General features: G+C 62.5%; 11 protein-coding genes. All 11 read left to right on the top strand.

All coding sequences use genetic code 11. The annotated features are described in order from the left end of the window. Nucleotides 1-9 precede the first annotated feature (9 nt). The 11 genes from INF35_RS07265 (at nt 10) to INF35_RS07215 (ending at nt 13,932) form a co-directional block, all read left to right on the top strand. Nucleotides 10-1,263, top strand: coding sequence for a shikimate kinase (locus INF35_RS07265; protein ID WP_193501041.1), 1,254 nt, complete (start codon nt 10-12; stop codon nt 1,261-1,263). Nucleotides 1,264-1,305: 42 nt separating this feature from the next. Next, nucleotides 1,306-2,595 (top strand): 3-phosphoshikimate 1-carboxyvinyltransferase, encoded by a 1,290-nt coding sequence (gene aroA, locus INF35_RS07260; RefSeq protein WP_193501040.1) that lies wholly within the window; start codon nt 1,306-1,308, stop codon nt 2,593-2,595. Beyond that, nucleotides 2,585-3,538, top strand: coding sequence for a prephenate dehydrogenase (locus tag INF35_RS07255; RefSeq protein WP_193501038.1), 954 nt, complete (start codon nt 2,585-2,587; stop codon nt 3,536-3,538). The genes aroA and INF35_RS07255 overlap by 11 nt, the downstream gene beginning before the upstream one ends. Further along, a complete protein-coding gene (locus tag INF35_RS07250; RefSeq protein WP_193501036.1) occupies nt 3,496-4,491 on the top strand; it encodes a helix-turn-helix transcriptional regulator in 996 nt (331 codons plus the stop codon). The genes INF35_RS07255 and INF35_RS07250 overlap by 43 nt, the downstream gene beginning before the upstream one ends. Before the next feature lie 27 nt (nt 4,492-4,518). Continuing rightward, nucleotides 4,519-6,609 carry a hypothetical protein gene (locus INF35_RS07245; RefSeq protein ID WP_193501035.1) on the top strand — a complete coding sequence of 697 codons (2,091 nt, stop codon included), beginning with the start codon at nt 4,519-4,521 and terminating at the stop codon, nt 6,607-6,609. A gap of 296 nt (nt 6,610-6,905) precedes the next feature. Then, nucleotides 6,906-8,318 carry an undecaprenyl-phosphate glucose phosphotransferase gene (locus INF35_RS07240; RefSeq protein ID WP_193501032.1) on the top strand — a complete coding sequence of 471 codons (1,413 nt, stop codon included), beginning with the start codon at nt 6,906-6,908 and terminating at the stop codon, nt 8,316-8,318. Nucleotides 8,319-8,362: 44 nt separating this feature from the next. Next, a complete protein-coding gene (locus INF35_RS07235; protein WP_193501030.1) occupies nt 8,363-9,538 on the top strand; it encodes a glycosyltransferase in 1,176 nt (391 codons plus the stop codon). Next, complete coding sequence (locus tag INF35_RS14025; RefSeq protein WP_193501028.1) at nt 9,535-10,593, top strand: glycosyltransferase family 4 protein; 1,059 nt, start codon at nt 9,535-9,537, stop codon at nt 10,591-10,593. The genes INF35_RS07235 and INF35_RS14025 overlap by 4 nt, the downstream gene beginning before the upstream one ends. A 15-nt stretch (nt 10,594-10,608) precedes the next feature. Further along, nucleotides 10,609-11,550 carry a glycosyltransferase family 2 protein gene (locus tag INF35_RS07225; protein WP_193501026.1) on the top strand — a complete coding sequence of 314 codons (942 nt, stop codon included), beginning with the start codon at nt 10,609-10,611 and terminating at the stop codon, nt 11,548-11,550. Nucleotides 11,551-11,693: 143 nt separating this feature from the next. Further along, complete coding sequence (glf, locus tag INF35_RS07220) at nt 11,694-12,815, top strand: UDP-galactopyranose mutase (protein WP_193501023.1); 1,122 nt, start codon at nt 11,694-11,696, stop codon at nt 12,813-12,815. A 37-nt stretch (nt 12,816-12,852) separates the two neighbouring features. Continuing rightward, nucleotides 12,853-13,932: a M24 family metallopeptidase gene (locus tag INF35_RS07215; RefSeq protein WP_193501021.1), complete on the top strand. Its 1,080-nt coding sequence runs from the start codon at nt 12,853-12,855 to the stop codon at nt 13,930-13,932. Nucleotides 13,933-13,951: the final 19 nt, after the last annotated feature.

The raw sequence follows: 13,951 nt of genomic DNA, 5'->3' as shown, positions 1-13,951 counted from the left end.
AATCCGAAGATGGAATACGGATTGATCGGAGCAAAACTGGGACACAGCTATTCCCGCCAGATTCACGAGGAGATCGGCGGCTACAGCTATGAGCTGAAGGAACTGCCCACCCGGGCGGATGCGGAGGCCTTTCTGGAAGCGAGGGACTTCAAGGCGGTCAACGTGACCATCCCCTACAAAAAGCTGGTCATCCCCTATTGCGACGAGGTGGAGCCCCGGGCGGCGGCCATCGGTGCGGTGAACACCCTGGTCAACCGGGACGGCAAACTCTACGGCTACAACACCGACTACGACGGCTTTGCCTATCTGGCCCGGCGCCACGGCGTGCGGTTCCGGGGCAAGACGGTGCTCATTCTGGGCAGCGGCGGCACCCGCAACACGGTGGCGGCCGTCTGCCGGGACCGGGGCGCCGAGCGGGTGGTCACCCTCAGCCGCAGCGGTGCGGACGGGTGCATCACCTACGAGCAGGCCGAGGCCTCGGGTGAAGGGCAGATCATCGTCAACGCCTCCCCGGCGGGCATGTACCCCAACAACGGCGAATGCCTCCTGGACCTGAAAAAATTCCCCGACCTGGAAGCGGTGCTGGATGTGGTATACAACCCCTTCCGCACGGAACTGCTGCTCCGGGCGGAGGAACTGGGCATCCCTGCCTACTGCGGCATGGAGATGCTGGTGGCCCAGGCGGTGTATGCCTCGGCCCGCTTTCTGGACCGCAAGGTGGACCTCTCCCACGTGGAAAGGATTCACCGGGATATCCGCCGTCAGGTGTCCAACATCTCCCTCATCGGCATGCCCGGCTGCGGCAAGAGCACGGTGGGCCGCGCCCTGGCCCGGGCGCTGGGCAAGACCTATGTGGATCTGGACGATGTGATTGAGCAGGTGGCCAAAATGCCCATCCCCGACATCTTTGCCCAGCGGGGGGAGGATGTCTTCCGCAAATATGAAGCCGACGCCGTGCGGGAATGCGCCAAAAACCACGGCCAGGTCATCGCCTGCGGTGGCGGCGTCATCAAGACCCCGGGCAACGCCCGCCTGCTGCGGCAGAACGGCCCGGTGTTGTGGATTCGCCGTCCGGTGGAGAAGCTGCCCACCACCGGCCGTCCTCTCTCCATGGGAGGGCACAGCCTGAAAAAAATGGAAGCCGAGCGCACGCCTCTCTACCGTTCCGGTTCCGACGCAGCGGTGGATAACTTCGGCCGCCTGTCCGACACGGTGCGGGATGCGGTGGAGGCCTTTGACCAGACCTTCGACCCCGGCAACTGAAAACCGATCGTGCGTTCACCGCAGGGGGAAAGGAGCCTTTTCTTGGACGCGAAACTCTATGTCAGCCACATTGGGGGCAGCATTGCGGTGCCGCCCAGCAAAAGTGCGGCCCACCGGGCGGTGCTCAGCGCGGCTTTGGCCACCGGCACCAGCCATATCCACAACATTGAATACAGCGACGACATCCGCGCCACCATCGACGCGGTGGCCCAGCTGGGGGCAAAGATCATCCGGGAGGAGGACAGCCTGACGATGCAGGGCTGCGGCGACGGCTTTGCCACCGTGACCCGCCCCGTCTTTTGCAAGGAGAGCGGCAGCACCCTGCGGTTTCTCATCCCGGTGTTCAGCCTGACGGCCCAGAAGATCCGCTTCACCGGGGCGCCCCGGCTCTTTGCCCGCCCCCAGGAGATCTACCGCGCTCTGTTTGAAAAGCAGCATCTCCGCTTTGAGCAGGGGCCGGAAGGCATCACCATCTTCGGGCGGCTTCTGCCGGGGATTTTCACCCTGCCGGGGGATGTGTCCAGCCAGTTCATCAGCGGCATTCTGTTTGCCGCGCCCCTGCTGGAATCGGACAGCACCATCCAGGTGCTGCCCCCCTTTGAGAGCAAAAGCTATGTGGGCCTGACCATCGATGCCCTGAGCCGTTTCGGCGTCCGGGTGGAGGAGAGCCCCGGCCCCGAGGGCAAGACCATCTTCAAGGTGGCGGCCCCCCAGCACTACCGCCCCTGCGATCTCTCGGTAGAAGGGGATTACAGCCAGGCGGCCTTCCCGGCGGTGCTGGGTTGCCTTACCGGCGGCGTCACCGTCACAGGCCTGCGCCCCGAAAGCCGTCAGGGGGACAAGGTGATTCTGGACATCCTGCGCCGGTGCGGGGCCAAGTTCTCGGCGGAGGCCGACGGCACCCTCCGCTTTGAGCGCAGCCTGCTCCACGGGGTGGAGATCGACCTGTCCGACTGCCCCGACCTGGGGCCCATACTCATCGCCATGGGGTGCTTTTGCAGCGGCACCACCGTCATCCGCAACGCGGGACGGCTGCGCATCAAGGAATCCGACCGCATTGAGGCCATGCGCTGCGAGCTGGCCAAGATGGGCGGCCGGGTATCCGCCGCGGGGGACACCGTCACCATCGACGGGTGCGCCCTCCACGCCCCGTCGGAGCCTTTGGAGGGCCACAACGACCACCGCATCGTCATGAGTCTGGCGGTGGCGGCCCTGGGCGCCGGGCTGCCCGCCGAGATCCGCGGAGCCCGGGCGGTGGCCAAGAGCTGGCCGGGATTTTTCGATGCCATGAAAAAATTGGGCGCAAAGGTGGAGTTGAACGATGGAACGTGACAAGACCATCCTGATTGTCGGCCTGGGACTGCTGGGCGGCAAATATGCACAGGTGCTTTCGGGCAAGGGCTACCCCGTCTGGGGCATCGACCGGGACCCGGAGGCTGTGCGCTGGGCGCTGGAACGGGCCTACATCGCCCGGGGCGCTGCGGAAAACTTTGAGGAACTGGTGACGGGGGCGCAGCGTATCGTCTTTGCCCTGTACCCCACCGCCTTTCTGGAATGGGTGAAGGCGTACGGGCATCTGATTCAGCCCGGCACCCTCATCACCGACGTGTCCGGCGTCAAGCGGGGCGTGGTGGACCCGGTGCAGGAGCTGTTGCCCGAGGGCGTGGAGTTCATCGCCAGCCATCCCATGGCCGGGCGGGAGTCCAGCGGCATCACCCACAGCGCCGAGGTGGATTTTGCCCCGGCCAACTTCATTGTGACCCCCACCGCCAGAAACACCCCGGAAGCCATCGCCTGGTGTCAGGACCTGGCAAGGACCCTGGGGTTTGCCCACATCACCACCCTGACGGTGGCGGAGCACGACCGGATGATCGGCTATGTGAGCCAGCTCTGCCATGCCATTGCGGTGAGCCTGATGTGCGCCAGCGACAACAGCCGCCTGGCTGAGTACACCGGCGACTCCTTCCGGGATCTGACCCGCATTGCCCGCATCAACGAAAAGCTGTGGGCGGAGCTGTTTTTGTGGAACCGGGACAACCTGATCGGGGAAATCGACATGTTTGACGCAGCCATGCAGAAGCTGCGCACCTGCCTGGCGGAGGGCGACCGGGAGGGGCTGGAGGAGATGTTCCGCCTGTCCACCGTCCGCCGTGCCGCCTTTGACAAAAGCCCGATCCCAAGCCGTCCGACGCAGGCCGCTGACCGGCCGCAGCATGAAAGGAGGGACGCTTTATGTCCCGCAAAGAAGGGCAGAAACTCAAGCTGCTGGCCTTGATTGAAATTCTGGCCAGGGAGACCGATGAAAAGCATCCTCTCAGCGTGCCGCGGCTGGTGGAACTGCTGGCCCAGCGCGGCATTGAGGCCGAGCGCAAGAGCATTTATGCCGACATTGATACCCTCAACGACCTGCCCGGCGGCCGGTTTGAGATTCTGCAGCGCCGGGGCCGGGGCGGCGGCTATTACATGGCCGACACCCCCTTTGAGCTGGCGGAGCTCAAGCTTCTGGTGGATGCGGTGTATACCAGCAAGTTCATCACCGCCCGCAAGAGCAAGGCCCTGATTGAAAAGCTGGGGCAGTTCACCAGCAAATGGCAGCAGGCGGAGCTTTCCCGCTCGGTGCTGGTCTCCGGCCGCATCAAGAGCCAGGACGAGAAGATCCTGTATACGGTGGACACGCTGCACCGGGCCATCACGGCGGGGGTGCAGGTGCGGTTCAAATACTGCGACTGGACGCTGGACAAGCGGATGGTCCCCCGCCACGACGGCAAATTCTATCAGGTCAGCCCCTGGACGCTGGTGTGGGAGAACGGCAACTACTACCTCATTGCCTACACCGACGGCCAGCTCAAGCATTTCCGGGTGGACAAGATGGCCCGGGCGGAGGAACTGCCCGACGCCCCCCGGGAAGGCGCCGACGCCTACGCTGGGTTTGATGTCAATACCTACACCCAGCAGCTGTTCGGCATGTTCAACGGCCCGGCCAAGAAAGTCACCCTCCGGTGTGAGAACCGTCTGGCCGGCGCCATGATCGACCGCTTCGGCACCGAGCCCACCCTGGTGCCCCGGCCGGACGGAGAACAGTTCGACCTGACGGTGACGGTACAGGTCAGCCCCCAGTTTTTCGGCTGGGTGGCGGGCTTTGCCGGCGGGGTGGAGATCGTCGGCCCGGCGGACGTCCGTGCCGAGATGAAAAAGGTGCTGGACCTGCTGCAGCAGCGCTACCGCTGACCGGCAGAACAGATGAGGAAGGTACTCTTGAAAGAAACGACCAAACATACCTTGCGCCGCCTGGCGCCCTGGGCGGCGCTTTTGATATTGCTGGCGGGCTTTGCCGCTGTCCGGGGACTGGCCGGCAGCTTTGTCATTGACTATGACATCATGAACGGGGACTTCCAGAACTACAATCCGGTGCGGCGTCTGCTGGCCGGACAGGCCCCCTATGCCCAGTTTGCCGCCTACCTGGGCGCAGGCGAACTGTACGGTGTGGCGGCGATTCTGCTTGTGGTGGGCAACACCTTTGCCCGCAGCATGTTCGCCGCTGATTTTCTGACCTGGTTCTGCTTTGAGCTGCTGATTCTGGCGGTCAGCCGGGCCCTCATGGGCAGGGGACGCCCTGCCCGGGCCCTTACCGCCGTCCTCAGCGGCTACTGCCTGCTGGTGGTGCAGGGGATCTCCCTGCCCGGCGGCGGATGGCTGGGGTCGCTGCTGGGCTATGCCTCCTCCAGCGGCAACAGCGCCCGCATGATCCGATCGGGGGCGCTGCCCATTGCCGTGCTGCTGTGCGGGGTGGCCCTCTGCCTTTGGCGGGAACACCCGCCCCGCCCGGAGGCCCGGGGCCTGAGAAAGTATCTGCCCCTGGGCCCGGCGGTGGCAGTGCCCTTCATCGCCGGCATGATGGTCCCCTGGAGCAACGACATGGGCGCCGCCATGTACATTGCCGTGGCTCTGGGCTACGGACTGTTTCTGCTGCGGCACTACGGGACCAACCTCAAGGCGGTGGCCCTGCGGGTGGGACAGTATATCCTGGTCAGCGTGGCGGGACTGGGCGTCTCGGTCATGGTGGTCAGCTGGGGGCATCCTCTGTCCTGGCTGCGGCAGACCCGGGGCACCTCCGCCTATCAGGCCTGGTATTACAGCTCCAGCCAGGAGGCCAAGCTCTACTATCTCAATGAGCTGGAACTGAACTGGAGCTTCTGGGCGGCCCTGGCTCTGGCCGTGGTCTTTGCTGTGGTCATCTTCCGGGCCCGCACCGATGAAAACGCCGTGCGGGCGGCGGCACTCTTCGCCCTGTCCCTGGGCATGGCGCTGTGGAACATCCTCTACTGCCTGCTTTCCTCCGCCCGCAACGGCCCCGACGGCGGGGCAAAGGCCCTCATCGCCGTAATGCTTCCGGCGTTGGCCGTGACGGGGCTGGCCTGGCTGGCCCGGCACAGGGAAAAGCTCTTCCGCATTCTGGGCCGGGTGCTGCCGCCGGTGGCGGCGGTGGCGGGCTGCGCGGTGCTGGTCTGGGGGGCTTGCGATCAGATCGACGCCCGCATCCAGGGCAGGGGCGAGGGCTATACCCGGGTGGATTCCCTGGGCGGCTGGCTGGGGGACAAGGCCGAAAAGCTGGCCACCGAGCAGAGCATTCTGGCCGGGCGCACCCTGTGGAGCACCTACGCCAGCGCATTGGAGACGATGGAAGGGGTCTTTCAGCCTTCGGGCACCGACTATATCATCCATGTGCTGGGGGACAGTCAGCGGCTGGCCTACCTGCAGCAGTTCCAGGCGGGGGGCTTCGACCTGGTGCAGACCCCCAGCTACAAGGTCAGCTCCTATGAGCGGTGGAGCCGCAACGCCAACTGGTGGTTCTACCGGGAACTCTACCGCTACTGGGTGCCGGTGGGCACCACCTACGCCTGCGGCGGCATGCACATTTTCTGGCAGCGCAACGGCGTGGACAACGACATGGGGATGACCACCACTGTGGACATTGCCCAGACGGCGGACAACGTGGTGACCCTCACCGTCACCGCCGACGACCCCACCTTCTGCGGGGTGGCGGATGTGACGCTCCACTATACCCAGACGGTGGACAGCAATTTCCTGCTGCGGGGCGGGGTGGGCAGCTACCTCCACGTCTCGCCGGACACCGAAAAACGCCTGTGTGAGGAAGCGGGGCGGGAAAGCCTCAACTGTGAGTTCTTTATCCCCACCTCCAAGGACGGCTACGACATCCCCGTCACCATGGAAAACGGCACCGGCACCGTCACCCTCACCGCCCTGCCCGGGAACGCCGCCCACCTCACCGTATCGTCGGCCCAGGTCAACGGCACCTTCTTTGACTGGGAGTATTTTTACGAGTAAGCGTCCCGCCCGGCGCCCAAAGCGGGGCGGGAGAGCGCAGGCGACACGAGAAAACAAGGGTTTTGAAAAAACTGCAAAGCATCGTAAAATCGCTGCAAGGGGGCAGATGCAAGGCAGAGGGCCGAAGGGCTCCTTCTTGGAACACAAGGCCCGATCATGCAGCAGGTGCCCCCTTGCAGATAGAATTTTACGGCGTTGTTTTCTTGTGGAACCGCGCAGAATGTGGTATCCTTATTCTATGTATCGGTCGGCGGCAAGACGCCGCCGGGGACGTTTGACAAAAAGGAGAGGACGGCATGATCGAAAAAAACCGCAAAATCAAAGCGGTCTGCAGCTGTCTTGGGGATATGCTGCTGATTTTCGCCGCCTATCTGCTGGCAAACTATCTGCGGTTCAACTATATCCGCTTCTTCCAGGAGGGCGGCGCGGGTCCGGCGCTGGACATTGCTCAGGATGCCCGCACCCTGGCCGCCGGGGCGGTGTTCGCCGTTCTGGAAGGCGGTGTGCTGTGGTTTTTACGCCTGTATGACGATACCCGCCTTTACGGGCTGTGGCGCAAGAGCCGCATCATCGCGGTGGTGAACCTTGTGGGCATTGTGGCCTTTCAGGCCGTTTTGTACCAGATGCGCCTCACCAACTTCTCCCGCATGGTGCTGGTCCTGTTCTATCTGCTGGCAACCTTCTTCCTGGTGGTCAAGCGACTGGTCATGCGGTGGTACCGCAGACGCCGCCGGGACCGGGGGGAAGGGCTTCGCCATGTTTTGATGATCGGCGGCGGCAAGATCGCCGCCCAGTATCTGCTGGCCCTGGAACACAACCCCTACTACGGCTTTGCGGTGGACGGCTATCTGGCCGATCAGCCGAATCCGGACTTTTCCTGCCCCTGTCTGGGCGGATACGAGGCGCTGGACCACTGCCTGGACGACCCCGTCATTGAGGAGGCCGTCATCGCCCTGGATGCCGCCGATATGAGCCACATCACCTCGGTGCTGGCCGCCTGCGACAAACACGGCACCCGGGTGACCATGGTACCTTTTTATAATGATTATCTGCCTGCCCGCCCCACCATCGACGTGCTGGGGGAGTGCAAGCTCATCAACATCCGGCAGACGCCTTTCGACAATCTGGCCAACGCCTTTGTCAAGCGGCTGCTGGACATTGTGGGCAGCCTGATCCTCATTGTGCTCACCAGCCCGGTCATGCTGGCGGTGGCCATCGGCGTCAAGCTGTCCAGCCCGGGGCCGGTGCTCTTCCGTCAGGAGCGGGTGGGCTTAAACAAAAAAACTTTTATGATGTACAAATTCCGCTCTATGCGGGTCAACACCCAGCAGGACACCGCCTGGAGCACCAACGCCGATCCCAGAAAGACAAAATTCGGCAGCTTTATCCGCAAATTCAGCCTGGATGAACTGCCCCAGTTCTTCAATGTCCTGAAAGGGGACATGAGTCTGGTGGGCCCCCGGCCGGAGATCCCCTTCCATGTGGAACACTTCAAGGAGGAGATCCCCCGGTACCTGGTGCGCCAGCAGGTCCGCCCCGGCTGTACCGGCTGGGCGCAGGTCAACGGCCTGCGGGGAGACACCGACATTGCCGAGCGCATCCGCTACGACATCTGGTATATTGAAAACTGGACGGTTGCGCTGGACATCAAGATCATTTTCCGCACGGTGTTTGGCGGCAAGATGGTCAACGACGAAAAATTGAGCTGAGCGGCCGCGCCGCTGTTTGATACGCTGAAAGGCAGGGACCCTGTATGCAGAACAAAAAACCGAAAGTCGCCATTGTACACGACTGGCTGGTGGCCTATGCGGGCGCCGACCGGGTGGTGGACTGCATGCACCATGTCTTCCCCGACGCGGTCATCTACACCCTGGTGTACGACAAGAAAAAAATGCCCGCCTGGTTCCGGGATTACGACATCCGCACCACCTACATCCAGAAGCTGCCCTTTGCCACCAAAATTTACCGTTCCCTGCTGCCCTGGATGCCCGCCGCCTTTGAGGCGCTGGACCTGTCGGAGTACGACCTGGTGCTTTCCTCCAGCTCTTCCTGCAGCAAGGGGGTCATCACCCGGCCGGACGCGGTGCACATCTGCTACTGCCACACCCCCACCCGCTATGTCTGGGACTTCTACTACACCTACCGGGACAACGCCAACTGGCTGGTTCGCCGGGTCATGCCCCATCAGATGCACAAGCTGCGGGTGTGGGACAAGTGTGCCGCCGACCGGGTGGACTACTTCATCGCAAACTCCCACTACATCGCCAACCGCATCAAAAAATATTACCGCAGGGACGCCGATGTCATCTATCCCTGCGTGCATATCAACGAACAGCCGCTGTGCCCCAAAGAGGACTTTTACCTGGTGGTGGGCCGCTTTACCTGGTACAAGCGCATTGACCTGGCGGTGGCGGCCTGCACCAAGCTGGGCAAGCGGCTGGTGGTCATCGGCGGCGGGGGAGAGGCGAACCATCTCCACGCTCTGGCCGGGCCGACCGTTGAATTTCTGGGCGGCGGCCTGAGCGACGAGGAGGTCCGCGGCTATTACCTGCGGGCCAAGGCCTTCCTCTTCCCCGGGGAGGAGGACTTCGGCATCACCCCGGTGGAGGCCCAGAGTGCCGGCACACCGGTGCTGGCTTTTGGCCGCGGCGGCGTCTGCGAGACGGTGCTGGACGGCAAGACCGGCCTCTTCTTTGAGGAGCAGACGGTGGATTCCCTGGCCGAGTGCATTGAGCGGTTTGAGAAGGACGGCGTGTCCTTCTCGCCGGAGGAGATCCGGGAGCACAGCCGCGGCTTCTCGGAGGAGCGGTTTGAAAACGAGCTGCGGGACTACTGCGCCCGCCGCTGGAAGGACTGGGCCGATGAGCTGTATGCCTGTTCCCGCCGGGACGAGCTTGCCGCCAAATCGAACGGAGGAGAGACAAAGTGAGGCCTATCGTCATCAACGGCACGGTTCTGTGCGATAACATCACCGGCATTCCCCGGTATGTGTATGAGGTGATCTCCCGCCTGGACAAGCTGCTGGAAGGCACCGGACTGGACGTGCGTCTGGCCTACCGGGACGACGGCCGTCCCCTCCACCTGACGGGACTCAAAAATATTCAGGTGGTGCCGCTGCATGCGGTGCGGTACTGCTACAATCTGTTTGTTCTGCCCCATTACCTGCGCAAGAACCATGCCTTTTTCGTGGGTCTGGCCAGCGATATGCTCATGACCCGCGACAGCGCCGTGGTGCTCCACGATATCCGCCCCCTGGTCATGGATACCGACCGGGGCTTTTTCCGCTTCAAGTTCTGGGTGCACTGCCTGTCTACCAAGTGGTTCGCCCGGGAGGTCTACACCGTCAGCGACGACCAGCGGCATCTGATCTCGGACAAGCTGGGCATCCCCCTGGACAAGATCGGCGTCACCTACAACGGCTGGGAACACATGAACGCTGTGGAGCCCGACGAGAGCGTCTTTGAAAAGCTTCCGGATGTGAAAAAAGGGGAGTACTTCTACGCTTTGGGCAGCCTGGCCAAGCACAAAAACTACAAGTGGATCCGGGAGGTGGCGGCCCGCAACCCGGACAAGACCTTTGTGGTGGCGGGGGGCGCCGACCTGGCGGCCTTCGGCAAGGACGAGGCCGACGCTGCCAGAGACACCGGCAATGTGTTTTACCCCGGCTATGTCACCGACGGGGAGAACAAGGCCCTGATGCAGCACTGCAAGGCCTTTCTGCACCCGGCGGTGTTCGAGGGCTTCGGCATTCCTCCGCTGGAGGCACTGAGCCAGGGCGCGCCCATCCTGCTGTCCAATGCCAGCTGCCTGCCCGAACTGTACGGCGACTGCGCCCGGTATTTTGACCCCAATGATTATGAGGCTGATCTGGACGCCCTGCTGGCGGAACCTGTGTCCAAACCGGATAAACTTCTGGAAAAATACAGTTGGGATAAAACAGCGGCTTTCTGGCTGGAGCAGATCAAGCGTTATGCCGCGGAATAAGGAGAAAACCAGACTATGGATAAAATTGCGGTTTTGATTCCGTGCTACAACGAGGAAAAGACGGTGGAAAAGGTGGTGCGGGACTTCCGCGCCGTCCTGCCGGAGGCGGTCATCTATGTGTATGACAACAATTCCTCCGACCGCACCGTCCAGCTGGCCGAGGCCGCCGGGGCGGTGGTGCGCCACGAGTACAGCCAGGGCAAGGGCAACGTCCTGCGCCGGATGTTCCGGGAGATCGACGCCGAATGCTACATTCTGGTGGACGGCGACGACACCTATCCCGCCGAGTCCGCCCCCGAGATGTGCCGTCTGGTGCTGGAGCATCAGGCGGACATGGTGGTGGGCGACCGCCTGTCCTCCACTTATTTCACCGAGAACAAGCGCCCCTTCCACAACTTTGGCAACAGCCTGGTGCGCCTGAGCATCAACTGCCTGTTCGGCGCCAAGATCCAGGACATCATGACCGGTTACCGGGCCTTCAGCTTTGCCTTTGTCAAGACCTTCCCGGTGCTGTCCCGGGGCTTTGAGATCGAGACCGAGATGTCCATCCACGCGGTGCAGCGCAACATGCAGGTGGAAAACGTGGTCATCGAGTACCGCGACCGCCCCGAGGGCAGCGTCTCCAAGCTCAACACCTACTCCGACGGCGCCAAGGTTCTGGGCACTATCCTGAAACTGTACAAAAACTATCGGCCCTTCGGCTTTTTCACCGTCATTGCGGTGGTGCTGGCTCTCATCAGCCTGCTGTTCATGATGCCGGTACTCACCGAGTACTTTGTCACCGGGCTGGTGCCCCGGTTCCCCACCCTCATCGTCTGCGGCTTTGTCATGATCGCCGCCCTCATGCTCTTTGTGGCGGGCGTTATCCTGTCCAGCCTGCTGGGCAAGGACAAGCGGGACTTTGAGTTCCGCCTGCAGGAGGCCGAGCGCTGGAAGCAGGACGCCATGCAGCATTGATTGGCCCCGCGGCGCTTACCCCGTCAAACCCGTTTCCACCCGCAGATTTTCCCCAGCCTGCCGCTGATGGGCAGAACAGGGGAAACCTACGGTATTCCTTATATTTTTCATTGCCTTTCTATGATTTTTGGAGGAACACTGCCATGCAATATGATTATCTGATCGTCGGCGCCGGTCTGTTCGGCGCAGTTTTCGCCCACGAGGCCAAGGCTGCGGGCAAGACCTGCCTGGTCATCGACAAGCGGGACCACATCGCCGGCAACATCTACACCGAGAGCGTGGAGGGCATCAACGTCCACCGCTACGGCGCGCACATCTTCCACACCAACAACAAGGAAGTGTGGGACTATGTCAACCAGTTCGCGGTGTTCAACCGGTACACCAACTCTCCGGTGGCCAACTATCACGGCGAAATTTATAACATGCCCTTCAACATGAACACCTTCAACAAGATGTGGGGCGTGGTCACGCCCGCCGAGGCCCATGCCAAGATCGAGGAGCAGCGCGCCGCCCACTTCACCCCGGAGCCCAAGAATCTGGAGGAGCAGGCCATCAACCTGGTGGGTACCGACATCTATGAAAAGCTGGTCAAGGGCTACACTGAAAAGCAGTGGGGCCGTCCCTGCACCGAGCTGCCTGCCTTCATCATCCGCCGCCTGCCGGTGCGCTTCACCTACGACAACAACTACTTCAACGCCCTGTACCAGGGCATTCCCAACGGCGGCTACACCAAAATGGTGGAAAAGATGCTGGACGGCATCGAGGTCCGCCTGGGCGTCAACTACCTGAAGGACAAGGCCGAACTGGACAAGCTGGCCGGCCGGGTCATCTACACCGGCCCCATCGACGCCTACTTTGATTACAGCCTGGGCGCATTGCAGTACCGCAGCGTCCGCTTTGAGACCGAGGTGCTGGATATGCCCAACTATCAGGGCAACGCCGTGGTCAACTACACCGACGCCGAGACCCCCTACACCCGCGTCATCGAGCACAAGCACTTTGAGTTCGGCGACCAGCCCAAGACGGTCATCAGCCGGGAGTACTCCGCCGAGTGGAAGCCCGGCGACGAGCCCTACTATCCCGTCAATGACGAGGCCAACAACACCCTCTATGCCCGCTACAAGGCCATGGCCGACGCCGAGCCCCATGTGGTCTTCGGCGGCCGCCTGGGTGAGTACAAGTACTACGACATGGACAAGGTCATCGAGAGCGCCCTCAACTGCTTTTTGGTGCAGCAGGACAAAGTCAACCAGTACACCGTCTGAAATCTGAACACTGTCTGAGGAAAGGGAGGCATCTGCTATGCCCAAAAAGCCTCTGACCCGGCTGGAGCGGGTCCGCGCCGAAATGGCGGCCCACGGCCTGACCCAGCTCATCGTCAGCGATCCCACCACGATTTTTTACCTGACCGGTCTGCACATCGACCCCGGTGAGCGGATGTACTGTCTGCTGCTGTCCGCCGACGGTTCCGCCCGGCTGTTCATCAACCGCCTCTTCGGCACGCCCGACGTGGGCCTGCCGGTGGTGAATTTTGACGATACCGACGATGCCCCCGCCCTCATGGCGCCCTATCTGGACTGCCATAAGGGGCTGGGCATCGACAAGGACTGGCCCGCCCGGTTTCTGCTGCGTTTGCAGGAGTTGCCGGTGGCCCGGGAGTACCGGGTGGGCAGCATCTGCTGCGACATGGTCCGCGCCGTCAAGGACGAGGCCGAGCAGAAGGCCATGATCGCCTCCAGCAAGGTCAACGACGACTGTATGGCGGAGTTTGCCGCCGCCGTGCACCCCGGCGTCACCGAGCTGGAACTGGCGGAAAAGATCAAGGCCATCTACAAGGCCCACGGCTGCAGCGGGGTGAGCTTTGAGCCCATCGTCGCCTTCGGGGAGGATGCCGCCGACCCCCACCACCAGAACAGCGCCCGCGCCCTGAAAGAGGGGGAGATGGTGCTCTTTGATGTGGGCGGCGTCTACGACCACTATTGCAGCGACATGACCCGCACCTTCTTTACCGCCGAGCCCACCGCCCATCAGCGGGAGGTGTACGAGCTGGTCCGCCTGGCCAACGAGACGGCGGAGCAGCTGGTGCGTCCCGGCGTCAAGATGTGCGAGCTGGATGCCGCCGCCCGGGAGGTCATTGCCAGGGCGGGGTACGGGGAATATTTCAACCACCGCCTGGGCCACTTCATCGGCCTCAACGACCACGAGTACGGCGACGTTTCGTCGGCCTGCCGCATTGAGGCAAAACCCGGCATGTGCTTTTCCATTGAGCCGGGCATCTATCTGCCCGGGGATGTGGGCGTCCGCATCGAGGACCTGGTCCTCGTCACCGAGGACGGCTGCCGGGTGCTCAACCATTATCCGAAAGAGATCACCATTCTGTGATCTGTTTGCAAGGGAAAAA

Source organism: Gemmiger gallinarum, from assembly GCF_014982805.1.
Classification (GTDB): Bacteria; Bacillota; Clostridia; order Oscillospirales; family Ruminococcaceae; genus Gemmiger; species Gemmiger gallinarum.
Note: the sequence above shows the minus strand (reverse complement) of the source record. Positions and strands in the feature narration are given on the sequence as shown.